Annotated in this window: 23 protein-coding genes and 1 pseudogene; 12 read left to right on the top strand and 12 right to left on the bottom strand. The window is 68.9% G+C overall.

The window, feature by feature from the left end; all coding sequences use genetic code 11:
- The first annotated feature begins 31 nt into the window (after positions 1 to 31).
- The gene (locus OG444_RS33900) at positions 32 to 499 is read left to right on the top strand and encodes a cupin domain-containing protein (protein WP_327265702.1); all 468 of its coding nucleotides are present in this window, start codon (positions 32 to 34) and stop codon (positions 497 to 499) included.
- 171 nt (positions 500 to 670) lie between these two features.
- On the opposite strand, the gene OG444_RS33895 is transcribed toward OG444_RS33900, so the two are convergent.
- Complete coding sequence (locus OG444_RS33895) at positions 671 to 1,546, bottom strand: trypsin-like serine peptidase (protein WP_442810688.1); 876 nt, start codon at positions 1,544 to 1,546, stop codon at positions 671 to 673.
- Between the two features lie 878 nt (positions 1,547 to 2,424).
- Here OG444_RS33895 and OG444_RS33890 point away from each other — a divergent pair.
- The gene (locus tag OG444_RS33890) at positions 2,425 to 4,164 is read left to right on the top strand and encodes an ATP-binding protein (RefSeq protein WP_327265700.1); all 1,740 of its coding nucleotides are present in this window, start codon (positions 2,425 to 2,427) and stop codon (positions 4,162 to 4,164) included.
- 43 nt (positions 4,165 to 4,207) lie between these two features.
- On the opposite strand, the gene OG444_RS33885 is transcribed toward OG444_RS33890, so the two are convergent.
- The 11 genes and pseudogenes from OG444_RS33885 to OG444_RS33835 form a co-directional block, all read right to left on the bottom strand.
- The gene (locus tag OG444_RS33885; RefSeq protein ID WP_327265699.1) at positions 4,208 to 4,777 is read right to left on the bottom strand and encodes a sigma-70 family RNA polymerase sigma factor; all 570 of its coding nucleotides are present in this window, start codon (positions 4,775 to 4,777) and stop codon (positions 4,208 to 4,210) included.
- 125 nt (positions 4,778 to 4,902) lie between these two features.
- Positions 4,903 to 5,916 (bottom strand): hypothetical protein, encoded by a 1,014-nt coding sequence (locus OG444_RS33880; RefSeq protein ID WP_327265698.1) that lies wholly within the window; start codon positions 5,914 to 5,916, stop codon positions 4,903 to 4,905.
- A 463-nt stretch (positions 5,917 to 6,379) separates the two neighbouring features.
- Entirely contained in the window at positions 6,380 to 8,434 is a 2,055-nt protein-coding gene (locus tag OG444_RS33875; protein ID WP_327265697.1) for an ATP-binding protein, read from the bottom strand.
- A gap of 174 nt (positions 8,435 to 8,608) precedes the next feature.
- Positions 8,609 to 9,442: an alpha/beta fold hydrolase gene (locus OG444_RS33870; protein WP_327265696.1), complete on the bottom strand. Its 834-nt coding sequence runs from the start codon at positions 9,440 to 9,442 to the stop codon at positions 8,609 to 8,611.
- A 94-nt stretch (positions 9,443 to 9,536) separates the two neighbouring features.
- Positions 9,537 to 10,397: an alpha/beta fold hydrolase gene (locus tag OG444_RS33865; RefSeq protein WP_442810687.1), complete on the bottom strand. Its 861-nt coding sequence runs from the start codon at positions 10,395 to 10,397 to the stop codon at positions 9,537 to 9,539.
- 131 nt (positions 10,398 to 10,528) lie between these two features.
- A complete protein-coding gene (locus OG444_RS33860) occupies positions 10,529 to 12,073 on the bottom strand; it encodes an FtsX-like permease family protein (protein ID WP_327265695.1) in 1,545 nt (514 codons plus the stop codon).
- Positions 12,070 to 12,789 (bottom strand): ABC transporter ATP-binding protein, encoded by a 720-nt coding sequence (locus OG444_RS33855; RefSeq protein ID WP_327265694.1) that lies wholly within the window; start codon positions 12,787 to 12,789, stop codon positions 12,070 to 12,072. Before OG444_RS33855 ends, OG444_RS33860 begins: the two co-directional genes overlap by 4 nt.
- Positions 12,786 to 13,322 carry a PadR family transcriptional regulator gene (locus OG444_RS33850; RefSeq protein ID WP_327265693.1) on the bottom strand — a complete coding sequence of 179 codons (537 nt, stop codon included), beginning with the start codon at positions 13,320 to 13,322 and terminating at the stop codon, positions 12,786 to 12,788. Before OG444_RS33850 ends, OG444_RS33855 begins: the two co-directional genes overlap by 4 nt.
- Before the next feature lie 518 nt (positions 13,323 to 13,840).
- Positions 13,841 to 14,309: pseudogene (locus tag OG444_RS33845) on the bottom strand (TetR-like C-terminal domain-containing protein); the annotation flags it as partial.
- Between the two features lie 288 nt (positions 14,310 to 14,597).
- Positions 14,598 to 14,843 carry a zf-HC2 domain-containing protein gene (locus OG444_RS33840; RefSeq protein ID WP_327265692.1) on the bottom strand — a complete coding sequence of 82 codons (246 nt, stop codon included), beginning with the start codon at positions 14,841 to 14,843 and terminating at the stop codon, positions 14,598 to 14,600.
- A gap of 210 nt (positions 14,844 to 15,053) precedes the next feature.
- Positions 15,054 to 15,527: a MarR family winged helix-turn-helix transcriptional regulator gene (locus OG444_RS33835; RefSeq protein WP_327265691.1), complete on the bottom strand. Its 474-nt coding sequence runs from the start codon at positions 15,525 to 15,527 to the stop codon at positions 15,054 to 15,056.
- A gap of 369 nt (positions 15,528 to 15,896) precedes the next feature.
- Here OG444_RS33835 and OG444_RS33830 point away from each other — a divergent pair, with 369 nt between their 5' ends.
- From OG444_RS33830 to OG444_RS33785, 10 genes are all read left to right on the top strand, one after another.
- Positions 15,897 to 16,649, top strand: coding sequence for an alpha/beta fold hydrolase (locus OG444_RS33830; protein ID WP_327265690.1), 753 nt, complete (start codon positions 15,897 to 15,899; stop codon positions 16,647 to 16,649).
- Positions 16,650 to 17,342: 693 nt separating this feature from the next.
- Positions 17,343 to 18,197 carry an AfsR/SARP family transcriptional regulator gene (locus tag OG444_RS33825; RefSeq protein ID WP_327265689.1) on the top strand — a complete coding sequence of 285 codons (855 nt, stop codon included), beginning with the start codon at positions 17,343 to 17,345 and terminating at the stop codon, positions 18,195 to 18,197.
- A gap of 177 nt (positions 18,198 to 18,374) precedes the next feature.
- Positions 18,375 to 19,046: a 7-cyano-7-deazaguanine synthase gene (locus OG444_RS33820; protein ID WP_327265688.1), complete on the top strand. Its 672-nt coding sequence runs from the start codon at positions 18,375 to 18,377 to the stop codon at positions 19,044 to 19,046.
- A complete protein-coding gene (queD, locus tag OG444_RS33815) occupies positions 19,046 to 19,414 on the top strand; it encodes a 6-carboxytetrahydropterin synthase QueD (protein WP_442810686.1) in 369 nt (122 codons plus the stop codon). Before OG444_RS33820 ends, queD begins: the two co-directional genes overlap by 1 nt.
- A gap of 34 nt (positions 19,415 to 19,448) precedes the next feature.
- Positions 19,449 to 20,162, top strand: coding sequence for a 7-carboxy-7-deazaguanine synthase QueE (locus tag OG444_RS33810; RefSeq protein ID WP_327265686.1), 714 nt, complete (start codon positions 19,449 to 19,451; stop codon positions 20,160 to 20,162).
- A gap of 1 nt (position 20,163) precedes the next feature.
- Entirely contained in the window at positions 20,164 to 20,781 is a 618-nt protein-coding gene (gene folE / locus OG444_RS33805; RefSeq protein WP_327265685.1) for a GTP cyclohydrolase I, read from the top strand.
- A gap of 65 nt (positions 20,782 to 20,846) precedes the next feature.
- Positions 20,847 to 21,542 carry a class I SAM-dependent methyltransferase gene (locus OG444_RS33800; RefSeq protein ID WP_327265684.1) on the top strand — a complete coding sequence of 232 codons (696 nt, stop codon included), beginning with the start codon at positions 20,847 to 20,849 and terminating at the stop codon, positions 21,540 to 21,542.
- 32 nt (positions 21,543 to 21,574) lie between these two features.
- Positions 21,575 to 22,858 carry a diaminopimelate decarboxylase gene (lysA, locus tag OG444_RS33795; RefSeq protein ID WP_327265683.1) on the top strand — a complete coding sequence of 428 codons (1,284 nt, stop codon included), beginning with the start codon at positions 21,575 to 21,577 and terminating at the stop codon, positions 22,856 to 22,858.
- Positions 22,855 to 24,033 carry a pyridoxal phosphate-dependent aminotransferase gene (locus tag OG444_RS33790; protein WP_327265682.1) on the top strand — a complete coding sequence of 393 codons (1,179 nt, stop codon included), beginning with the start codon at positions 22,855 to 22,857 and terminating at the stop codon, positions 24,031 to 24,033. The genes lysA and OG444_RS33790 overlap by 4 nt, the downstream gene beginning before the upstream one ends.
- A gap of 108 nt (positions 24,034 to 24,141) precedes the next feature.
- Positions 24,142 to 25,017, top strand: coding sequence for a 2,3,4,5-tetrahydropyridine-2,6-dicarboxylate N-succinyltransferase (locus OG444_RS33785; RefSeq protein WP_327265681.1), 876 nt, complete (start codon positions 24,142 to 24,144; stop codon positions 25,015 to 25,017).
- The last annotated feature ends 98 nt before the right edge of the window (positions 25,018 to 25,115 follow it).

The following is a 25,115-nucleotide window of genomic DNA, read 5'->3' as shown; positions in this document are numbered from 1 at the left end:
CGGCCTGCGGCCCGACCCTCAGGAGACCGCCATGACGATCCCCTACCTCGCCCAACGGGACGATCAGCAGACACTGGAATGGATCGGCGGCGGACTGTTCACGATCCTCCTCGACAGCCAGGCCACCGAAGGACAGCTGACCGTCGGCCGATTCGACGTCCTCAAGGACGAAGCCCCGCCGTTCCATCTACACACCCGCGAGGACGAAGTCTTCCTCCTCCTCGAAGGCGAAGCGCTGGTCTGGGTCGGCGACGAACGCCACGAATTGTCCGAAGGCGGCGTCGTCTACCTGCCCCGCAACATCCCCCACGGCTACCGCATCACCTCCGACCGCGCTGACCTGTTGGTCATCGCCACCCCGGGCGGCATGGAAGAGATGTTCCGGCACGCCGGACGCGACGTCACCACCCCCCGCCCGGATGGCTTCGAGATCACCAAGGACAAGCTCGCCGAAGCCGCCGCACTGCGCGGCAACACCATCGTCGGCCCGCCCCGCTGAACCCCCACTCGGCAACCGCCTGAACGCCGCCGTCCATCCGCCGAAGGCAGCCGCGCGTGGCGCTCAAGGCCGCCGCTCATGAGCCTCGTACGCGGCGGTCAGGAGAATCGGCCCGACCTCCGGACCTGCGCCAACAGCCCCAGGGGGTCCTCGGCGTTCCATCCAACAGCACTACCCGCGGGACCCGAACCTGAGACTGACCTTGTCGAGTACGGCCTTGGCCGTATCGCCGAGGTAGGGGCCCGCCAGCCAGACCGACGGGTCGGGGCCGACGGACGTGTTCGACACGAGAGCGGTCCGTCCGTCCGTACCGACCGCGAACCAGCCGCCGCCGGAGGAGCCGCCCGTCATGGTGCAGCCCACCCGGTACAGCGTCGGTTCGCGGTCCTTGAGCGACAGGCGGCCCGGTTTGCCCGCACAGGAGTGCATCGTGGCGCCATCGAACGGCGGTGCCGCCGGGTACCCCCAGGCGCCGACGAGGTTCACGTCCTGCACCGGCGGGCCGTTGAAGGCGACCGGGAGCGCCGCGCCCACGGTCTCCTCCAGTGACCGGGCGCCAGACCCGGGAGCGGGCACGACGTGCAGTACGGCGAAGTCGAACGCCGCTCCGTTGCCGCCTTCGGACGTGCCATCGTCGATCCACTGGTCGGAGGTGGCAGCCCAGTCGGCCCACCAGGTCCCGAACGGCGCCATCTGTCCCGCGGAGGCACGCTCGAGCGCATTCGCCGTAAGCGCCTTGTCGTTGAACGAGGGCACGAAAACGAGGTTGCGGAACCAGCCGCCCTCACGCCCGGCGTGGACGCAGTGGCCCGCGGTCCACACGAGGTTGGAGCGGCCCGGACGGGCGGGGTCCTGCACAACGGTGCCGGAGCAGGTCTGTGGTCCGTCCGGGCTGTCGAAGAAGACCTTGCCCACCGGTGCCGCATTGCGGCGGTACGGCGCCGCCACGGGCCTGGCCTCCACGGGGGCCGGCTCGGGATCGCTCACACCCCGCGTCTCCGCGAGATTCCCGGCCACGTTCTTGCGGGGATCGCCTGCTCTGCGCATGCGCTCGGGCTTCCACAACCCCTCGATGACAGGGTTGGTGAACTGCGACGCCTCGCGGGCCCACTTGCCGATGCTCCAGCTTCCTCGGCCGTCCGGGGACTCCTCTGCCGTGTCTGCCGCGTGTATCCCGCAGGCAGGGAGAAGCACGGCGAGGGCGAGAAGGGCTCCTGCTCTGCCCGGGCCGCGGCGGGAACGCCTCTCGCCCGCCCCGGTGGAGGAGCGCGGGGTAAAGAACGGGTTCACTGTGCAACTCCACTGGTGGTGCCGGGTGTCCCGGGGCAGGACACCGCGGACCTCCACGGAGAGCCGCCCCGGCATGTCTCTTGATATCTACGTCCGCGCTGCTTCCCTGGTTCAGCGATCGCTGCGAGGCCGAGCCGACCGCCGAACCGGGCCGGGCCGGACTGCCCTCAGCCACCGGCTCTCCGCACCTCGGTCGCGGGAGGGACCCCGCTCCACAGCGGTGTCCGAGGCCGGGAGCAGGCGACCTACTGACCGGTAATCTGTGAACCTTGGGCGGCCTGCCAGGTCCTCCCATACGGTTGAGCTGCGAGTTGACCGAAGGGGAATGTGTGCGTCAGCGTGGTGCGCTAGGGGATGTGCTGGAGGCGGCGCGCGACCGGGCATTCGTCGGCCGGAACATGGAGCTGGCGTTGTTCCGGTCCGCATTGGCGGGCGAAACCGGAGCCTGCCCCGTTCACTTCCTGCACGGGCCGGGGGGAATCGGCAAGTCGACCCTTGTACGACGGCTGGCTCGTGAGGGGCTCCTGGCAGGGCGCGCCGTGATCGAGGTGGACGGCCGGACGGTCGCTCCCACGCCTCAGGGATTCGCTACGGCTGTCGGGGAGATCCCTGCGGAACCCGGAGTGGTGCTCCTGGTGGACACCTTCGAACGCTGCCAGGGTCTGGAGGGCTGGTTGCGCAACGAATTCCTCCTCAGCCTCCCGCTGGGCAGTGTGGTGGTCATCGCAGGGCGCCGCGCGCCGGACGCCCGCTGGACCTCGGATCCAGGGTGGTCGCAACTGTTGCGCGTGACGTCCCTGCGGAACCTGCCCCCCGACGACGCCGCCCGGTTGCTGCACGCACGCGGCCTGCCGGCGGGGGCTCATCAGGCAGTACTGTCCTTCACCGGCGGCAACCCCCTGGCCCTCTCGCTGGCGGCGGCCGTGGCCGTCAGGGAAGAGGGCGGAGTCAAGTCCGGCTGGAAGCCCAGTCAGGACGTCATCGCCACCTTGCTGTCCAAGCTGCTCGGTGACATTCCCACCCCGGCGCACCGCAGGGCCCTGGAAATCTGTGCGCACTCTTACGTCACCTCGGAATCACTGCTCCGGGCCCTCGTAGGCGAACAGGCTCCCGAGTTGTTCGCCTGGCTGCGTCGGCAGCCCTTCATCGAAGCGACGGACGCGGGCCTCTTCCCGCACGACGTGGTCCGTGAGGCACTCGAAGCCGATCTGCGCTGGCGGGACCCCGACGGCTTCGCCGACATGCACAGAGCCGTTCACCAGTACCTCGTCGAGCGGGTGCGCACGGTTTCCGATGCGCAGTTGCTCCAGGCCACCAGCCCCCTGATCTACCTCTACCGCAAGGAAGCCTCGGCCAACTTCCACAAGTGGCGTGACGGGGACCACGTCAAGGACGAGCCGTACGCGGAGGAGGACCGCGAACGTGTGCTGGAGCTGGCCGAAACCGCGGAAGGCGGGGAGTCCGCGGACATCTGCCGGTTCTGGCTCGACCATCAGCCCGAGGCGTTCCGCGTCTACCGCTCCACTCAGACGGGTGAGATCGTCGCGTTCTTCGCGTGGCTGCGCCTGCGAGAGCCGCTGGGCGCCGACATCGACCCGATCGTCGACGCGGCCTGGGCGCATGCCCGGTCGGCCGCACCACTCAGGCCCGGCGAGCACATCGCTCTGGCCCGATTCCACGTCCACCCACCGGTGTACCAGCGCACCTCGCCACCCATGGATCTGATGCACTGGCGCGGACTGGGCGAGATCTTCCGGGCCGACCGGCAGGCCTGGACGTTCGTCGTCAAGCGCGACGACGGGCACTGGGACGCGTACATGCACCACTTCGCGATGCCGTCCGTCGGCCGCCGGCCCCGCGTCGGTCCGCACCCCTACGTCCTGTTCGGCCACGACTGGCGGGCGCAGCCCGTAGGGCCCTGGCTGGAGGAGAGGTCGAACACGATCCTGGCCCACAAGCTCGGGCGCGGCGCACCGTCCCCGTCCGGGGAACACGCGGAACTTGTGGTGCTGTCCAGGCCGGAGTTCGACACTGCAGTGCGCGACGCCCTCCGTGCGATCCGGCGCCCGGACGCGCTCGCCCGCAACCCCCTCAATCACAGCCGAGTGGTGACCCAGAGCGCCACGACTCTGCGCGCGCTGCTCATCAACGGCATCGATGCCCTTCGGGAAGGGCGCTCGGGCAACAAGCACCACCGTGCCCTCACCACGACGTACATCGCGGGTACCCCGACCCAAGAGGCCGCAGCAGAGCGTCTCGGACTGCCGTTCAGCACCTACCGCAGGCACCTCACCAGCGGAATCGAGCGTCTCATCGATCTGCTGTGGCGTAGCGAACTCAACGGAACCGCGGTCGTCGAAGGAGACCCGACGTGACTCCCACGGCCGGAACCCGGTGACACCGCCGGCCAGAACGGCGTCAGGGGTGGGTGATGCCCTTTGCACGGAGGGTGTCGCGCAGGGCCCGCAGGGCGTAGTAGCTGCGTGATTTGACGGTTCCCGGGGGCACGCCGAGGGCTTGGGCGGCTTGGGCGACGCTGTAACCACGGTAGTAGACGAGAGCGATGACTTCGCGATGGGGAGGTGTGAGCCGGCCGAGCGCGTCGAGGACGACCTGGGTGGTGAGGATCGCATCGATGGCATCGTCGACAGGGAGGTTGACGTCGTCGGCGGGTGGGGATTCGGGCGGCCTGACGGCACGGGCGCGGTGGTGGTCGATGGCGAGGTTGCGGACGACGGTGAACAGCCACGGACGGATGGAGACGGGGTCGGTGGTGGTGGTGAAGTTCCTCCAGGCGCGGGCAGTGGCCTCTTGGAGAAAATCTTCGGCCTTGTGCCAGTCGCCGTTGAGGAGGCGGGCCGCGTAGCGCAGAAGGGGGGTGGCGTGATGGTGGTAAACGGCGTGTACGAAGTCCTCGCAGGGGTCGGACTGCGGGAAGGTGGCAGTGGTGCCGGGTATCGGTGTTCCGGCTTCCGAAGTCCGCCTCATGTACTGACACCCTTTGCTTGATCAATGGACCGGTTGCGTGACATGGCGCATTCCTGTGTCGGGCCGGGGTACGTCGGAATTCGGACCGGCGCACCAGTGCTGCGGCTCGCCGGTGTCGTCCGCACCTACGTGGCGCTGCGGCGGGCGAGGGCCTCGACCAACTGCGCACGGGACGGGCCAGTCCGGATGGAGGACTCCGCGTCGGCCGAAATCAGTGAGAACCTGGCCTGCAGGTCCCGGGCCAGCGTCACCGGGGTGACCGGGGTGGCGTCCTGCCGGGCGATCTCCTCGTCCGGGGCCGCGGTAGGGGGAGAGAGCGTCCCCGAAGCGCCTCCGTTTCGCGCCTCGAGCCGTTCCTCCCAGTCGGTGATCCGGTGGTGGAGCGGTGACAGCAGGTCCTGCGTGAGACGGTCGAAGCGCACCACGGTGTCCTCGACACCGACCTGACGCAAGGCGTCCCTCAGCAGGACGGTGTGCAGCAGCCCCATGGACGGCCCCAGACCGAGCAGGGGATTGACCGCCGCCCACGCATTGCCGACGCTCACCGTTCCGGTTGCCACCGGTCGCCCGCCAAGAACGAACCGCCGGTAGCTGCTCTCCACCCGCGGTGTGACCCATACACCGGGCGAGGGCTTCCCGGTGAGGGGAGGCAGCAGCGGCTCGTAGAGCCTTGCCGCCCGGCTCCACGCGGACGGTCCGGCGAGCGGGTAGAGCGGGAGGTCCTCGTCGCTGATGCCCAGGGTCATCGAGCAGGTCCCCCGGCCCGCCGACGCCGACGTCACAGTGACGCCGTCGAAGTGGCGCAGGGACCATCTTGCTGGGCCGGGGCACGTCTCGGGTGAGTCGAAGCGCCGCGTGTAGAGGCGCATACCGCTGTCCTGTCGCTCCTCCAGAGGCCGGGGAGCGCCGATCTCGCTCAGTTGTCTGACCATGTTCGAGCCTCGGCCTGCCGCATCGACGATCAGATCGGCGAGCACGGCCTCACCTTCGTCCGTCAGGACGCCCTGGATGTGCGGCCTGCCGGGCAGACGCTCCTTGCCCGTCAGGAGCGAGGCGATACCGACTCCGCGGTCGACCCTGATGCCGTCGGTCCGGGACATCTCCTCCTTCAGCACGCCCGCGATGAACGTGCGGTCCACGACAGGGTTCGGCTCACCATGACCAACGGCACGCGTGGATACCAGGGTTCGCGCCACATCGGGCAGCTCGGCGGACATCATGCGTATGGCCTCTGCCAGCAGTACGAGAGGTCGCTCGCCTGCCGCCCCCAGCCCGTCGCCGAGACCCCGGAGATCCGGCTCCGGCGTCGGGGGTAGGACTGGACGTGGATCGAGAACCGTCACTCGATGTCCCTCTGCCGCGAGCAGCAGGGCGACCACTGCGCCCACAGGACCCGCACCGCACACCACAACATGCATCCCACAGCCCTTCTCCGTACTCGAGGGCATGAGCATGTCGGCATCCGCTGCTCACTTCACAGACCGGTTTTCTGCTCACCTCGCCTCTCGGCACGTCCGACAGGACCGGCGAGCGGGATCACCGGCGTCCCGCCACCGCGGTGCAGCGGGCACCGGGTATCGCAGTCATCTCCACGCCGGCCGGTCAGGCAGGCCGACCCTCTTTGCCGGTGCTCGCCAGGTCGGTGCCCTGGAGCTCGTGATGCCACAGGAGGTCACTCATCCTGTCGATACCCGAGGTGAGGTGGCGCCGATAGGTACTGAAAGGCAGTCCGAGACGCTCCGCGGCCGCCTCCTGCGTGGGGGCTCCTCTGAAATAGGTGGCGGCCACCGCCCGATGACGCTTCTCGCCACTGCGCTCGTCCAACAAGGCCTCGGCGGCGGCGGCAAGAACCTCGGACAGACTGAGTCGGCCATCGACGACCAGTCTGCTGCGGTTGAGTGGATTGCCGGCGAGGACCGCCGGTTTGCGCAACGTGCGCAGCGCTTCCCGGACCGCCGCGTCGAACTCGGGCCGTGACAGCACCACCAGCCCGCCACGCGCCGACGACGGTGAAGGGGGCATGGGCGCGCCCGACAGCATCGCTGCGCTCTTCTCCTGCAACCAGGCGTCTGCCGGTTGCGCGCGCCAGTCGTGGCCGAACAGTGCATAGCGGTGGTCGCCGACCGCGGGCCGTTCGTCGGCGGGCAGCAGGTTGAGGTCCCGTAGATAGTCGTTCCAGGACCCGTTGTCCCGCATCACCGCGTACGACCAGGTGAGCCCGTCGGCACGGATGTACTCCGATGTGGCGCGCCACTGCATGAAAGTCATGGGGGCGGAAGGGAGTTGGTACTCGTCGGGGTACACCGAGAAGCGGGCCAGAGCCATGTGCTCGCCCGGCCTGAGCGGCCCGTTCGCCCGCGCGTGCCGCCAGGCCGCGGCGACCACCGGATCGATGTCCAGGCCTTCCGGCTCCTCGATGCGCAGCCAGGCGGAGAACGCGAGGACCTCACCGGTCTGGGTCGACCGGTACACGCGGAACGCCTCGGGCCGACGGTCCAGCCAGAAGGCGGCCAGTGCCGCGGATTCCTCGCCCTCGGCACTGACCGCCAGCTCCAGGACGCGGTCGCGATGGTCCGGGCGGTAGGGCTGGTCCTGGAACAGGCCCGCGTCGCGCCAGTCGTTGAACTCCGACATGTGGCCGTCACCGCGGTAGAGGTAGGTCAGTGCTCCGGTGGCCTGGAGCACCCGGGACTCCGGTACGGCGCGGACCTGTGAGAGGAAGTAACGGCGCATCTGTCCGTGCATCGCGGCGAACCCGTCCGGGTCGCGCCACCGCAGGTCCGCCTCCAGTGACTCCCGGACGGCGTCGTGCGGGAAGAGCCCGGCGGCCGAGGTCTCGATGTACGGCTGGACGCGCAGCCAGGAGAACAGCTCCGGCGCGTGGTCGCCCATGAGAGCGCGGAGCAGGGACTCGGACGTGACGTAGGCGTGGGCACAGATCTCGAGCGCCTGGCGGTGCAGAGAGCTCGGCGTGTCGCCGATCAGTAGCGGCAGGAGCAGGGCGACGGCGTCCTGGTCGGGACGCCAACCGGAGGTGGACGCCTCGTCCTTGACTGCGAGGGCGGCCGCCAGCGCGAGCGCGAGCGGGTTGCCGCCGGTGAACGACAGCAGTGTCGTGTGGACGCGGGACGACACGCCGCGCGTGGTGAGGAAGGCGGTGGCGTCCGAGGGCGCGAGGTTACGCAGGGAAGAGACCTGGAGCAGGCCGATCCACCCCGGATCGGCTGTCCAGCGAGGGTCGAGGGCATTGCGTCCCGCCACCACGACGAGCGCGCCGGCGGGCAGTCGCGGCAGGAAGCGTTCCCACAGCCAGCCCTCGAGTCCCTGGCACTTCTCGAAGGTGTCCACGAGCAGTACCACTCCCGGGGTTCTCACCTCCGGACCAGCCGCCGCGGCGAAGCCCTCCGGCGTCGGATCGACGGTCCGGCCGTCCACCTCGACGACCGTCCGGCCCGCCCGGTGAGCCTCCCTGGCGAAACGGCGCAGCAGCATCGACTTGCCGATACCGCCCGGCCCGTGCAGGTAGTGGATCGGACAGGCGCGTGCGTCGCCCGCCAACGCGGCCTTGAACAGGGAGAGTTCTGCCTGGCGCCCGACGAAGGCGCGATCCCGGCCGACGGTCAGGCTGTCGTCGATGACGCCTTCGTTCCCGCTCATCGATTCAATGGCCCTCTCTCCCGAGTGTGAATTCTGACCAGGGCGCGAAGTGCCCCTCATCGCACCGGACCTGGCTCCGGGACGACTCGGCCAACGGTACGGGGCGGTGGCGGCCCTCGGCGCCGCCCTCCCGTGCGGGAGGGCGGCGCCGAGGCATTCACCGATCTGCTGGCGCTACTTCCCAACGAAGGCGAGGAGGGCGTTGTTGACCTCGTCGGCGTGGGTCCAGAGGAGGCCGTGGGGGGCTCCTTCGATGACGACGTAGTCGGCGTCGGGGAGCGCGGCGTGGAAGGGCTCGGCGGTGGCTTCTATGGGGAGGATGCGGTCTTCGGTGCCGTGCAGGATCAGGGCGGGAACGTCGATCTTGAGGATGTCGGCACGGAAGTCGGTGGTCCAGGTGGGGACGGCAGCGCGCGAGGCATACGAGGAGGCTCCCGCGGCGGTGGCCCAGTTGGCGCGCACGACCTCCTCGCTGATGCGGGAGCCGAGGTTCTGGTCGAGGTTGTAGAAGGCTTGGTAGAAGTCGGTGAAGTAGGCGTAGCGGTCGTGGGTGACGGCGCTGAGGATGCCTTCGAAAACCGTTGCGTCGACGCCGGTGGGGTTGTCGTCGGTCTTGAGGAGGTAGGGCTCGAGTCCGGCGAGGAAGGCTGCCTTGGCGACGCGGGCCGAGCCGTAGGTGCCGAGGTAGCGGCCGACTTCACCGGTGCCCATGGAGAATCCGACGAGGATGGTGTCGGTGAGGTCCAGGGTTTCCATCAGGGTGTGGAGGTCTGCGGCGAAGGTGTCGTAGTCGTAGCCGGTGGTGGGCTGGCTGGACTGCCCGAAGCCGCGGCGGTCGTAGGTGATGACGCGGTGGCCGGCGTCGAGGAGGACGGGAAGCTGCTTCTCCCAGGAGTATCCGTCGAGGGGGTAGCCGTGGATGAGGACGATGGGCTGTCCGGTGCCGTGGTCCTCGTAGTAGAGGTCGATGGTGGTGCTGTTTTCCTGGCCGACGGTGATGAAAGGCATGGGGGTTCTCCTGGGTCGGTGCGTGAATTGGCCGGATTACTGAGGAGCAGGCAGGGGGAACGGATTCCCACCTGCCACCTGCGGGTGCGCCGGTTCAGCGGGAGGTCGAGGCGGCTGCCTGCTGGATGATGCGGGTGACGGCGTCAGGGCGCGATACGGGGACGGCGTGGGAGGCCTTTACCTCGACGGTGTGCGCGTTCGCGCGTTCGGACATGAACCGCTGCGCGACGGGAGGAATGTTGAGGTCCTCGGTGGCGATCAGCGACCAGGAGGGAACGGTCTTCCAGGCTGCCTTCGTGGCCTTCTCGTCGAGTGCCGAAGCGGCGATGGGGCGCTGCGTCGTGGCCATCAGGGCAGCCTGGCCGCGCGGGACGTCGGCGGCGAACTGTCGGCGGAACGCCTCCGGCTCGATGGAGATGTCGTTGCCGGTCACACCGCCCGGGAGGCTGTAGGGCACCGCTTCGACGACATCACCGAGAGTGCTGCCGGGAAACTTGTTCGACAGGCCTAGAGAGCTTTCGCCGGTGTCGGGGAGGAAGGCGGCTATGTAGACGAGCGCCTTCACCTTGTCCTCCTGGCCGACGGCGGCGTTGCTGATCACCGTGCCGCCGTAGGAGTGGCCGACCAGGACGAGCGGGCCGTCGATGCTGTTCATGACGCTGCGCAGGTAGGCGGCGTCATGCTCGGGTCCGCGCAGGGGATTGGCTGCGGCAACCACGGGGAAGCCGGACTTCTTCAACCGTTCGGCGACGCTGTTCCAGCTGGAGGTGTCGGCGAACGCGCCGTGCTCGAGCACGATCGTCGGCTTCGGCCTCGGCGTGGAGACGGCGGAGTTCGCACCCGACGCACCGGCGGTACCGGCTATCGAGAGGGCCAGGAAGGCTCCGGCGAAGCCGACTGCGGTCAGGTAGCCGGAGCGCCTGAGAGGAGATCCGGAGGTGGACTGGTGGGGCACGTCTGCGTTCCTTTGCCGGAGGGATGGGGACCGGGGTGCGCGTAGCACCGGTGGCATCGCTTGCTACGCGGAAAACCGGGTCGTGGTTCAAATCCCTGGAATGAAGGGCGGACCGGCGTGCTTCCCAGAGCTCAGGCCGTGCGCAGTTCGCCGGCGCGTGTGCTCATGCGCAGGAAGAGCAGGGAGACGAGGGTGATGCCCATGGTTGCCGTGATCGCTGTTCCGGCGAGCATCAGCACCTGGTCCCAGGGCGTGTTCACGATGACGGGGACCTTCTCCGCGCTGACCAGGACGCTGTGCGCCTGGGAGTAGGCCTGGTCCTCGCAGGCGCCGATGCCGTCTCCCGGCAGCGGTGAGCAGCGCCAGGTCTGCATGTCCACGGTGTCGCTCGCGTCGGGGACCGCGAAGCGGGGCAGCAGAACGCCTGCCAGTACTGCGAGGCTCACGGCCGGGGCGACGGGAGCGAGTGTCTGCCAGCCGATCGCGCGGGCCAGGATGTGCCGGGGCGTTCCGGTGGCGATCAGGGAGGCGAGTGCGCGCCGTTGGGCGAGGACCGTGTCGGCCAGCGCCACGAGGAGTCCGGCGGCAGCGATGACCAGAGCCACCAGGGCGGCGTATCCGACGAGTTCGTAGGCCCGTTCGTACAGGACCGTGCCGGCGGGTTCGTACGGCTCGCCGACCAGTGCGGCGAAACGGCGGGTGTTCTCCTGCTGTGCGGAGACGGATGCCACCGTCAGGGCGGCGAGGCCGGCTGCGGCCGAGCCGATGACCAGCGCGACGAGCATGGCGGAGAAGGTACGGCTGCCCGACCAGGGATCGGCCGTCATGCGGCGGCCTGCGAGAAGTCCGGCGGGCTTGCGGGCGTACCGTTGAAGGGTCCGGCCGATGGTGTACGTGATCCAGCCCGTGCCCGTGACGACGCCGATGCCGACGGCGAGCACGCCGATGACGACCAGCCCCCCGGTGACAAGCAACGGTACGTCGTCGGCCCGCGGGTTGCGGGTGAAGTACGCGTGCACGGGCTCGACCAGTGCGCAGGCGCCGAGCCCGGTCGCGATGAGCACGCCGGGCGTGACGCGGGGCTTGCTGCGCCGGGTCCTGCGGACGACACCCAGGGGGGTGAGAGCGGCCCTGCGCAGGGTGAGTACGGTCAGTGCGGCGACGACCAGGGGGACCCCCAAAGCGATGCCGGCCATGGCGGCGGCATGGGGCAGTACGTCCGTGGGCAGGGGGCGACGGCCCTGCGCGTCGGGGGCGTCGAGCAGGGTGCGGCCGAGGAGGAACACCGCGAATCCCGCCGCCGCCCCGGGGACGGACGCGAGTCCCGTCTCCACGGCCACGATGCGGATGATCTGGCGTGGTGTCGCACCGGCCATCCGGATCGCGGCCAGCCGGTGCTCGCGCGCGGGCGCGCCGAGCCGGCTGCACTGCGCGACCAGGGCAAGGGCCGGTACGGTCAGCAGCACCATCGCGAGGGCGACCCCCGGACGCAGCCCGCTCTCGTTGAGCAGGTCGTTGGTGTAGCGGACCGCCCGGGCGGGAGGCACGGCGATCACCGTGGCGGCGCAGAGCAGCGTTACCGTGCCGAGGGCCGAACTGAGGGCGGTCAAGGCGATGCGCACGTGATCCGAGCGGCTTCCCGCCACCGACAGGCGCAGTGTGGTCAGCAGGTTCACCGGCCGTTCTCCGCCCCGGCTCCGGAGTGTCCCCAGGCCGATCCGATCAAGGCGTCGTCGTCGCTTTCCAGCATGCCGTCGCGCAGGCGGATCTCGCGATCAGCGTAGGCGGCGACCGTGGCGTCGTGGGTGACCAGCATGACGCTGGTGCCCTGGGTGCGGGCCGCGCGGACCATGTGGCCCATGACCATCTCTCCGGCGAGGGTGTCCAGCGCACCGGTGGGTTCGTCGGCGAAGAGCACCTTCGGTCCCGTCACCAGGGCGCGGGCGAGCGCCACGCGCTGCTGCTGGCCGCCGGACATTTCCCCGGGCAACTGCTTGGCCAGCTCGGCGACACCGAGACGATCGAGCCAGTCCGCGGCCTGGGCCGTCGCCTGCCGCCGACCGGTTCCGCCCAGCATCAGGGGCAGTGCGACGTTCTCCACCGCGGGAAGTTCTGCCACGAGCTGGCCGAACTGGAACAGCACCCCGAAGTCGGTGCGGCGCAGCAGCGAGCGCCTGGCTTCGCCCAGGTCGTCGATGCGGGCGCCGCGATAGAGGACCTCCCCGCCGTCCGGTCGCAGGATCCCGGCCATGAGGTGCAGCAATGTCGACTTGCCGCAGCCGCTGGGGCCGGTGACGGCGACGATCTCGCCTTGCCGCAGTACGAGTGACACGCCGCGCAGGGCCGGGCTCGGGCCGTACGACTTCGTCACGGCCCGTGTTTCGATGATCATCGGTGCACCTCCAGGCGCAGGTCGGCGACGCGGTCCGTTGCGGTCTGCATCCACCGCAGGTCGGCGTCGAGATGGGCGATCGCCAGGTCGGCGGCGAGTACATCGGCGACGGCCGCGCCCGGGGTGGTTTTCAGCGCTGTCAGTTCACGCATGCGCGCCAGGTGGGCGGCCCGTTGCCCCGACAGGTGTCTGCGGGCACCGGCCTCGTCGGCGACGAGCAGGGCGACCACCGTCTTGGCGAGGAGGACGCTCGACAGGTGTGGAGCGGGAGGTTCGGGCGTACCCAGCCAGTCGAGGAGCAGCCGGCGGCCGTCGTCGGTGACTTCGTACGCCGTGCGGTCCGGCCCGCCGGCCCGGTCGTGGCCCGCCGCACAGGCCAGACCGTCGCGGACGAGTCGATTGAGCGTTGCGTACACCTGCCCGAAGGCCAGCGGCCGTGCGCTGGGCAGGCGGGTGTCGTGCGCTCGCTTCAGCTCGTACCCGTGCAGCGGGTGTGGCGCGAGCAGGCCGAGAAGGATGTGTGAGTTGGACACATCCCTCACTATTCATCAAGCGAATAGACGCGTCAAGCAGAGACAACACCGCGCTGAGACAAGGGAGAAGACGTCATTGCGAATTGGCTGTGGGTCAGGAGGAGTGCACCAGCGGCCAGTACGGCAGCGCCCCTCGTGAGGGTATTGACAGCGCGTCAGGCAGGCCGGGAGTGCCGGCAGAGCCCAGCGCCCCGCATCCCTTTCGCAACATGGTCCAGTTCGCCACGGCCTCCCGCCAACCGGAGGTGCCACTGCTCCGCAGCGACGCCCGTCGGGGGAGGCGGTGTCCCTCGTACCACCTGTGGAGCGCGGGCGGCCGAGGTCCGTTCATCGGCGCGGCCACCCCGAAGAGTTCGCGCCGTGCCGGGGGATGACGTCGCGATCCGGGCCGGGCTCGGTGGCGGGATCCACCTGTCGGCGGGGCGGGGCCCGGCATCTCCCATACGGGCACAGGCAGACGATGGTTCACCTCGACCGCGGTGCGGGTCGGCGTGACACGCCGAACCCGTGCAGGCTTCCCGTACGAGCCGGTGCGCGTCGGCGGCGGTGAGGTCGCCGGGGCGGAAGGGGATGCGGTACATCATGGGCGCCACGACCCGGTCGATGACCGTCTCGACGTCCGGGCTACTTCGCCGCACTCCCCCCGGGCCAGCACGATGCCGATCTGCTCCGCGGCGTAGGCCGAGCACTGCGCCGCGTTGTCGCCGTTGGGGTCTCCGCGGAGGGCGTCACGGATGTGGGCACGGCTCACGGGAGAGCCCATACCCTCCAGGAGCTGTTCGGCCCAGCCCTCCAGGTCCGCCGACGAGTGGCCGTGGTCCTCCGGCGGAGCGTCCGCACAGAGGTGCTCGACGGCGACGTCCGACAGCAGTTCCTGCAGGTCGCTCCAGCGGCGGCAAATGGTGAACGGCGTGACGCCGGCCCGGTCGCGACGAGGGGAACGGTCAGCTCGGGGCGACCCGACGGCCGCGCAAGCGCATCAGTTGCTTTGGCGAGCTCGGAGCGTCAGGGTCCTGGGAAGGCATGCACCTGGTGAGCCTGCCCGCCCTGTTCACCGCGGCCGTCCTGGCCGGCGTCGATTTCGGCGCGGCGTCACAGGGCTCGCTGGAGACAGATATCGCCCCGGCCCTGCGGCCGGACCGGAGTGCGACCCTGGCCGCGTACTACGTGCACGGTTATGCGGCGATGAGCCTCCCGGCCCTGGGGCCGACGTCCTGGAGAATCCCGAACGGAGCGGCTCGGCTGCCGCGCCCTGCAGGGCCGGTCCTGAGGGGGTCAGTCCCGGTCAGTCACCAGTTCGCGAGCGGCCCGCACGGCCCGCTCGGGGTCGGGAGCCGGCACTCCCTCCAGTTCGTAGGGCCGCACCGCGTCGAGCAGCGGCAGAAGGGCCAACAACTCGTCCCGCTCGGCACGGCACGACGGGCACCGGTCCAGGTGCTCGACCACACACTCGCGCTGCGGTCCGTCGAGACCGCCGAGCATCTGAGTGGCAAAGGCGGTACGGGCGCGTTCGCATTCCAAAGGACTCTCCGAAATTTCGATCCAGCCGCCGTCCTGGCCGGTACGTCGGTTGTCCGCTGTGACGCGACGCCGGAGTCCGTCCCACCCTACGGGCTGCCGTGCGGCAACGGAATCGTTCCGGTACGCCGCCTCGACTCGATCGGCGGTGACCTTCGTGGGCGGGAGCGCGGGAGGCGTTCCCAGAGCCCCGGCGAGGGCGGGGCGACGGGGCTACCCCGGGGGCGTTCCCACACGCAGGCGCCCGGTCAGCGCGTGCAGGGCAGGGATGAGGGCGTCGTACTGCTCCGGTGGATAACGCAGGGCCTGCTGGGCCGATTCCACGACGCGGCGTGCGCGATCGCGCACGGCGCGGCCCGACTCCGTGCTGGACACCTGCACCTGGCGTCCGTCGCTGACACTGCGGTGTCTGTCGACCAGTTCTGCGCCCTCCAGTCGCTTCAGAAGGGGGGACAGCGTGCCGGAGTCCAGGCCGAGTTCCTCGCCCAGATCCTTGACGGTGACCCGCCCGCGCGACCAGAGCACCTGCATCACCAGGAACTGGGGATAGGTGAGTCCGAGCTCGGCCAGGAACGGGCGGTAGTGCCCGACCCACGCCCGTGCCGCCACGTACAGGGCGAAGGAGAGATCGTCCCGGAGCGATACGCCGCACTCGTCGGTCAACGCCGGCGATCGGGGCTGCGTCATGGGCGTTCCTCTCATTGCCGACGGCCTGCACGGTCGCAGGCCTCAGCGTTCCTACGGCACGGAGCAGCCGTCGGTTCAGTACCCCGCTCCCCGGCCAAGCCCACACCCGGTACACGGCCCATGGCCCAGGGCCCCGACCAGTACGTCCGCACGCCGAGCCGATCCGGGTCGGCGCTACCGCGGCACGGGGGTATCCGTGCCGGTGTGCGTGACGGCGGCGGGGCGCCGGTGCGAACCCGTGAACCGGCCTGTGCCGGGGTGTCGTCCACCGTGTGAGGCCTGGTGAACCTGTTCCGCGATACCGCCGTTGTCACGAATGGGCCGCTCCTGCACGGCCATCCGTTGCCTCCCGAAGAAGAAGGAATTTTCATGACGGCAGTCTTCGTTCACGGCGTACCCGAGACCGGTGATCTGTGGGACCGGCTGCGGGCCCGCCTGGGCACCGCCTCGGTCGCCCTGCGGCTTCCCGGATTCAGTGCGCCCCTCCCCGACGGATTCGGCTCTTCCATGGACGAGTACGTGGAGTGGATGGAGGGGGAACTGCACGAGCTCGATGGCCCGATCGACCTCGTGGGACACGACTGGGGAGGCCTCCTGGTGGCACGGATCGCCACCAGGTCCCGTGTCACTCTGCGCAGTTGGTCCGTGGATGTCGCCGGCATCCTTCACCCTGACTACGTATGGCATGACATCGCACAGCTCTGGCAGACACCGGTATCGGGGGAGGCGTGGGCGACCGCCACTCTGGAGGACACCGACCCCGCGAGTCCCCTCAGCGCCTCCGGCCAACTGCGAGCCGCAGGCGCTCCCGAGGACGACGCCCGGGCAATGGGCGAGAGCTTCGACGCGACCATGGCCTCGTCCGTCCTCGCGCTGTACCGCTCCGCGACCCCCAATCCGTTCGCACGCTGGGGGACGGAGCTGATGTCACCGACCAGCACTCCGGGCCTGGTCCTCCACCCGACGCTCGACCCGTTCGACGGTCCTGCCTCACAGGTGGTGGCCGCCACTCTTGGCGCGCGTTTGGAGCCCCTCGAAGGCCTGGGCCACTGGTGGATGCTCCAGGACCCCGCCACCGCGGCCGGCGTCCTGGAGAAGTTCTGGGCAGATCTGGGCGCGTGACCGCCGGGGCGCCGGCGTCCTGGGCCCCGGCGCGGCGCCCGCTGCCGGCCGTCGGCTACCGCTGCCGAACGGATAGCGGCCCGAGCAGGCCAGGTCCGAGGAACTACTATCCGGTTCCTCTCAGTTCTCCGTAGCGGCCGTGCATCGGGAGACACGTCGGCGAGCAGTATTCTCGGCCGGTGTGCACGGCGCAGTGGCAGCTGCGCCCCACCAGCGCGGTCCCGCCCGGGGTCCACGACCCCGTCGCTTTGGTCATCCGGTCGCGGCTCCGTCCAGGTGACGCAGCAGCGCGCTCTTGCCGATGCCCGGCGCTCACCACGCAGAACCAGAGGAGCGCCCCGGCCCTCCCCTGCCGCTCGGAGCAGGGCGTCGAGCCTGCGCATCTCGTCCTGACGGCCGATCAGCACATCCGTGTTCGCCCATGGATCACCGCAGGAAGTCGTATAGGTGAAGGCTACCGACGCGAGCGCGGGCGCCCACCGCGAGTGTCGAGCCATGACCCGCACCTCACCACCACCGGCTGCTCGGGAACGTCGTCCTGCCCCGGATCCGGGCAGGGATCGATCTGTCGGACCCGGGTCAGGCGTGGACGAAACCTCTGGTTGCCGACATCAACGGGTGCGCGAATCCCGATGCAGGCAACCGATCGTCCGGTGCACGCAGTACCAGACGAGGTTCAAGAAAGGCATCTCCATGCACGTCCGTGTGTTAGGCCCCGTAGAACTGATCACCGACAGTGGGGATCCCCTCCGGGTCGCAACCGGCAAGCGGCGCGTGATCCTTTCCCTCCTGGCACTGGAGGCGAATCGCGTCGTACCACTGGATCGGCTGGTGGATGTGCTCTGGGAGGGAGGTCCTCCCAAGCATGCACGCACCATCGTGCACGGGCACATCTCCGCGCTGCGGCAGTTGTTCAACCCCGACATGTCCATCGAGACACGCCCGCCCGGATACGTACTCGCCGTCGAGGCCGACAGGGTTGACGCGCACCGATTCTCGCATCTGCTCCAGGCTGCCGCGGAGCAGGACGAGGACGCCAAGGCCATCGGCCTCCTGCGTGAGGCCCTCGAGCTGTGGCGCGGACAAGCGCTGCCCGACCTAGCGGGAACGAGCGCCTGGCATGACCTCACCACCCCCTGGGAGGACGCGCGTCTGGACGCCTGGGAGTTGCTGGCCGAACGCCTGCGCCGTATCGGGAGGCCGTCGGAGGCCGTGGCGGGCCTTCGGGACGCACTCGGCCTGCATCCGTTGCGTGAGGGCCTGGCAGCGCAGCTGATGGCCTGTCTGCACGCGGCGGGTCGCCAGGTCGACGCCCTGGAGGTGTACGAAGCCGTACGAAGGCGTCTCGCGGAGGAACTCGGGCTTGATCCCGGAGCAAAACTGCGGCAGACACACGCCGCCGTGCTCCGGTCGAATACCGCGAGTCCGCGGCAGCGTGACTCGGGAGCGAACCAGGACCCGGGCCGGCGGTCGGGGCACGACACAGGCTGCTGCTGCAGTATCGCCCACCGGACCGGCCAGCGGCGAAATTGCCCTCCCGCCGCTTAACCACGACCCGAAAGACCGCCCGCCGCAAGCGGGAGTGGTCCCGGAACGCCACGAACAGCATCCCGTTAGTCCGTCATTAGCCAATGCGGCGAGAGTATCTGCGAGAGAAGAGCTCGTGTCCGCACCGAGCGGCCGGACATTCTCTCCCCTCCCCCGAACCAAGGAGAAGAAACGAGCATGGATCGAACAGTCGCCGTCGTTTCCGGTGGGATGGATTCGGTCGTTCTCGCCCACCATCTTCATGCAGAGGGACATCGGTTGTCCCTGCTGTCCATCGACTACGGTCAGCGCCATCGCAAGGAGCACGAGTTCGCCCGGCGAACGGCCCGACGACTCAACACACCACACGAGGTGACCGATCTGCGTTCGATCGGGACACTGCTTCCCGGCAACGCGCTGACCGACAGCGAAGTCGGGGTGCCGGACCACGGCGGCGAAGTATCCGGCGTGGTCAACGTGGTGCCGAACAGGAATGTCATCCTTCTTTCCGTCGCCTTCGCGAAGGCAGCGGCGGAGAGGGCTGACAACGTTGCTATCGGCACCGTGGCCGGCGATGCCGACACCGGACCGGACTGCTCGGCAGAATTCCTCGCCGCCTTCAATGCGATGGAACGCGTGGCGTGTGCGGGCTTCGCCCCCGAAAACCTCGCCGTCATCGCCCCGTTCATCCGCATGCCCAAGCACAAGGTCATCCTCCTCGGCGAAGCACTCGGCGTCCCGTGGCAGGAGACCTGGAGCTGCTTCCGCGGGGGTGATGAGCAATGCGGGGTCTGCGCGACCTGCTACGACCGCCGGACCTCATTCGAGAAGGCCAACGTTCAAGACCCCACCGTCTACGCAAGGGACTGATGTTCGTGTTCCGCATCACCAAGGAATTTGCCTTCTCAGCAAGTCACCGCCTGGATCACCTGGACCAGGACCACCAGTGCGCGCGCCTGCACGGCCACAACTACATCGTTCAACTGGAGCTGTCGGCCGCCGTGAACGAACTGACGACCGCCGGATTCGTGCGCGACTACGGCGACCTCTCCGACTTCAAGAAGTGGATCGATGCAGAACTTGACCACCGGCATCTGAACGACGTTATCACCGACTGCAACCCGTCCGCCGAGAACATGGCGATGTGGATCTACACGGTGTGGTCCGAGCGATTTCGGGAGATCTCAGCGGTCCGCATATCGGAAACCCCCAAGACATGGGCGGAGTACAGGCCCTGAGCCCGCTTCGATCGACTGACGGAGCGGGAGTGCCATGACATCGACCATCGTCGTGAACGAGGTTTTCGGTCCCACCGTGCAGGGAGAGGGCCCCTCGTCGGGCCAGCGCTGTGCCTTCGTCCGTCTCGGGGGATGCAATCTGTCGTGCCGGTGGTGCGACACCCCCTACACCTGGGACTGGAAGGGGGTCAGCGACGAGGGCCGGGCCTACGACCCGCGCAAGGAACTGACCCGGCGCACGACGGACGAGGTGCTGGAGAGCCTGCTCGCCATGGATGTCGCCCTCATCGTCATCAGCGGCGGCGAGCCTCTGCAGCAGCAGAAGCGTCTCATCCCGCTCGTGCGGTCCCTGCGTGACCACGGCCTATCGGTGGAGATCGAGACCAACGGAACCATCGTGCCGACGGATGAACTCGTCGGACTCGGCGTTCGTTTCAACGTGTCCCCGAAACTCGCGCACTCCGGGGAACCCGAGAGTCGTCGCATCAAGCCGAATGCCTTGAAGATGCTGCAGAAGACCCCCGGGGTCGCGTTCAAATTCGTGTGCAGGTCGCACGATGACCTGACCGAAGTCGGCGCCCTGCAGGAACGCTTGGGGCTGACGCCTGTCTGGATCATGCCTGAAGGAAAGAACCAGCCGGATGTCACACGACATCTCGGCAACATCGCGGGCGAGGTGGTTCAGCGCGGATGGAACCTCTCCACCCGTCTGCACGTGCTCGCCTGGGGCGACCGACGAGGAGTATGAGATGGCAAACACCCTTGAACCCCTTCGTTCGACCGATGCTCCGAACGGGTCCGAGATCTACCCTGATCCTCTGGAAACGATTACCAGGCAGCTACTCGTGGCCATTGGAGAGGACCCGGACCGCGAAGGACTGGTCGACACCCCCCGTCGCTACGCACAGTGGTGGCGGGAGTTCATCGACTACGAAGCCGGCAAGGTCGAGACACTATTCGACAGCGTCAGCGAGGACCAGCTGGTGTTCGTGTCGGACATGCGTGTCTGGTCGCTGTGCGAACACCACCTCCTACCTTTCAACTGCACCTTGAATATCGCCTACCGCAGTGCCAAAAACCTTCTCGGCCTGTCCAAATTCGGCCGCATCGCCCACAAGCACGCCCACAAGTTGCAGGTCCAGGAGCGGCTCGTGGCTGATATCGCCAAGGAGATCGAGGACATCACCGGGTCCCCGGACGTCGCGGTGATCGGCAGGGGGGAACACCTCTGCATGACCATGCGTGGCATCCGGACGGGCGCGCTGATGACCTCCGCCGTGTTCGGCGGCGTATTCCAGAAGGACGGCCCGGAACGCAGCCACCTGCAGACCCTGGCACACGCCTCCGGAAACGCGCCTCGCTGGTAGCCGGCCGACGACCACTCAGCAGGAAGAACTCCATGACTTCTGTCCCTCAGAAGGGGTGACATCAAATGACTTCGACAAATGCCAGCATCAACGATCTGATGCGGTTCTACCTTCCGCGCAGCGACGGAGAGCCGAATCTCTTCGAGATATGGGAGCGCGGTGAAGCGCGCGGCGACTCGGTCACACCCTCCACGTACTCCTCCGCCTATCGCGAATGGATGCAGAACAAGCTCGTCGGCGCGCTCAAAGACCACGGGACGTCAAGGCTGTTGAGCCTGGGCAGCGGCAACGCCGCTGTGGAGAGCGACATCGCTCAAGGCGGCTATCGCGTGCTCGCCGTCGATGCAATGCCCGAAGCAGTCGCGATGGCCAAGGCGAAGGGCGTCGACGCGCTGCAGGGCGACGTGACCACCTGGTCCCCCGAAGGGGAGTGGCCGGTCATCTACATGGACGGCCTCCTCGGCCACCTCTACACCGCCGAGCACGGCCTGTCCCCCACGCTGACGCGGATCCGCACCTGGCTGAGTGGGAACGCGACCGGCAGGGGGACCCTGATCGCTTCCAACGACAGCACCCAGGACGGCAGTGCAGCCCAGTGCGCCCCCGGCGTCGACGGGTTCCACTGGCTGTCCGCCCGGTATATCCGCGACGAAGCCCTCGCCGCCGGGTTCTCCGAGGTCACCACCGAGACCTTCCTCTACGAACGCCCCCTGTCGGGCGAGCGTGCGCGTGCCGTCATCACCGCGACCATCGGGCACTGAGCCCGTCGCCCACGACAAGGAAAGGAGCCTCCATGCCGATTAGCTCGTCGTTCGAGCGACGTCTCGGCTCGGTGGTGACGCGGGCCGCGGAGCATTTCGGTACTCCGTTCCACCTGTATGACGTGCAGGGCATCAAGGACACCTGCGACGAGTTCGACCAGGCCTTCGCGGGCACCCCCTACCGCGAATACTTCGCGGTCAAGGCCCTTCCGAATCCGGCAGCTCTGAAGATTCTCGCCGATCGCGGTTTCGGGTTCGACTGCAGCTCCCTGCCCGAACTCACCCTCGCCCGCCAGGCTGGTGCGAGCGGTCACGACATCTGCTTCACCTCGAACAACACCAGCTCCGCGGAGCTCGAAGCCGCCGTCGGCAGCGGCGCACTCGTCAACGTGGACGACGAGGCCGTGCTCGACAAGCTCGCCGCCCTGCCCGACGTTCCCCGCACCCTGTGTTTCCGGGTCCATCCGGGCAAGGACCGGCAGGGGACCCTAGACTCCCGTCTCGGGGACGCCGAGTCGGCCAAGTTCGGTATCCCCGCCGACCGGCTGGCTCAGGTGTGCGCGCGGGCACAGCGGCTGGGGGTCGAGTCCTTCGGCCTGCACATGATGCTGGGCTCGGGGTATCTGACACTGGAACCGTTCCTGCTGACGCTCGACCTCCTCCTGGATCAGGCCGTACGGCTGCGCGCCGAGCTCGGCATCGAGGTCGGCTTCGTCAACCTCGGTGGCGGGCTGGGCATTCCGTACCGCCCTGACGAGCGGCCGTTCGCCCTCGCCGAGCTCGCCAGCAGGATCCGCGGCCGCCTCGAGGAATGGGAGAAGCGTCATGGCGTGACCCGGCCTCGCGTGTGCTTCGAGAGCGGGCGCTTCGTCACCGGGCCGCACGGCGTCCTGGTGACCCGGGTACTGAACAGGATGAGCAAGTTCCGGGAGTTCGTCGGGGTCGACGCCAGCATGAGTGCCCTGATGCGTCCGGCCCTCTATGAGTCGGCCTACCACCACATCACCGTTCACGACTCCGCCGGCCGGCCCTGCGAGGTGGTCGACGTCGTCGGTTCGCTCTGCGAGAACAACGACAAGTTCGCCCGGCAGCGTGCTCTGCCCGCCGTGTCCGAGGGCGACCTCCTGCTCATCCACGACACCGGGGCTCATGCCCATTCGATGGGGTTCACCTACAACGGCCGGCTGCGGCCCCAGGAGCTGCTGCTGCACCCGGACGGCAGCGTCGAGCGGATCCGGAGGGCGGAGAGCCAGCAGGACTACTTCGCCACACTGGACTGCACACCGGCCAGGCTCGCGGCGCCCGGTGTCACATGAGCGGCGCCCGGTCGTGGAGCAGGGACGAAGCGCTGGCTCTGGCCGGGGCATCCGGGCACAGGCCCCTGGACCTGTCGCTCGGGATTCCCTGCGACCCTCCGCCGCGGGTCCCAGGTGCGGCGCATCCGTCCCGCCAGCCCCGCGCCCGGGTGGCCGCCGCATATCCGCCGAGTGCCGGTACCCCGCAGTTGCGCGACGCGATCACCGGGTATCTGCTCCGCAGGTACGCAGTCGCCGTTCCGCCGGAGGCGGTTGCGGCCTGTGTGGGATCCAAGGAGTTCATCTCCACGCTCCCGCTGTTCCTCCGGGACCTGACACAGCAACACGCCAGGGGCGCCGGGCGTGACACCGTGCTGATCCCGGCCCTGTGCTATCCGTCGTACGCGTTCGGCGCCCGGCTGGCAGGGCTGCGGGTCCACCGCGTCCCCGTCGACGAGACGTTCCGTATCCGCCTGGACCGCATCGCGCCGCATGTGGTGAGCCGCGCACTGTGCCTGTGGGTCAACAGTCCCGCGAACCCCACAGGGGTCGTCGAGGACCTGGACCGGGTCGCTGCGTGGGGGCGTGCACACGGCGTGCTCGTGGTGTCCGACGAGGCGTACGCCGAGACCACCTGGTGCCACGAACCGCGGACCGTGCTGCGCGGCGGCCTGGACGGTGTGCTCACCGTCCACAGCCTGTCCAAGCGGTCGAACGCACCCGGACTCCGAGTCGGCTTCTACGCCGGCGACCCTACGCTGGTCGTCGGACTCGTACACCGCCGCAGGCAGGGGGGCCTCATGGCCGCGGCGGCCTCCCAGCAGTTCGCCGCCAGCCTGCTCGCCGACGACCGGCATGCCGCGGAGCAGCGGTCCCGCAACGCGCGCCGGGTCTCGGACCTGGTCGACCGGCTCAACGCCCTGGGACTGCCGTGTGCTTCTCCCGCAGGAGGGTTGTTCGCGTGGGTGGCCGTGCCCGAGGGCGGGGGACGTGCATTTGCCCACCATGCAGCCGCACACGCCGGTGTGGTCGTGACACCGGGCAGCGAGTTCGGGCCTCGCGGCGACGGATACGTCCGCATCGCGGCCGTTCACGACCTGTCGGCGATCGCCTCCCGGCTGGCGCTGCTGCGCCCTGCCGCGGCCCGGCGGCGCAGTGCTGATCCTTCCGACACGGCATCTCAGGAGTCTCAGTGACGAGGTCTGGCCACTTGTGTGACGGGCGGCCCCGGAGAAGCCGCTGAAGGCAAGTCCTCATCAGCCACATCCGGCCCTCCCGGGGGCCTCACAACCTACGGAGGCCTCATGCCCCAGCATCACGGCCGGACAGCCGACGCCACCCCCTTCTCCGTCTCTCGCAGCAGTCCCGTCCCGGAGGCGATCGATGAGCTGTGGGAGCGGCGCGCCGACCTCTCACCCACGGACGACGCATCCCGCCGTACCGTCACCGAGGCCATCGACCTGCTCGACAGCGGTGCCGCACGGGTGGCCGCCGTGGACCGGGCCAGCGACGAGGTCGTGGTGGACGAGCGGGCTCGACGCGCGATCCTGCTGGCTTTCAGGGTGCTGAGCATGCGGACGTCGGAGGCCGGGCCCTTCCGGTACCAGGATCGCCTTCCGCTGAAACGGCGCTTCGACCGGGTGCGGGTGGCGCCGGGCGCGATCGCACGCTGGGGCAGCCATCTGGCGCCCGGAGTTGTGCTGATGCCGTCCTACGTCAACATCGGAGCCCACGTCGGAGCCGGAACACTGGTCGACACCTGGGCGACGGTGGGCTCCTGCGCACAGATCGGCAGCAACGTGCATCTGTCGGGAGGCGTCGGCATCGGTGGCGTTCTCGAGCCGCCGGGTGCCGCCCCCGTCGTCGTGGAGGACGAGACATTCGTGGGATCCCGCTCGGTGATCGTCGAGGGAGCCCGTGTACGGCGGGGGGCAAAGCTGGGCGCCGGCGTGCTGCTGACGGGCAGCACGCGCGTGTTCGATGCGGACACCGGAGAGGAACTGCCGCGCGGACAGGCGCCGGCCTGGTCGGTGTGTGTGAGCTCGACCCGCCTGCGGATGTTTCCCGGCGGTGAGTTCGGAGTTCCCTGCCTGCTCGTGATCCGGCGTCTGGGCGAGGGGGAGGAACACGACAAGCTCCTGCTGGACAGCCTGTTCCGCGAGCACGGCACCGCCCTCTGAGGCCATGCCGGCGGCGCCCAGGCCTCCAGCGTTGACCACGGCTCAGGGCCGTCGTCCAACGGTGCGGAGGCAGCCATCCGTTCGGCGGGCGAACGCGC

Source organism: Streptomyces sp. NBC_01232, from assembly GCF_035989885.1.
In the GTDB taxonomy this organism is placed as follows: domain Bacteria; phylum Actinomycetota; class Actinomycetes; order Streptomycetales; family Streptomycetaceae; genus Streptomyces.
This window is presented reverse-complemented; position numbering and strand designations above follow the sequence as displayed.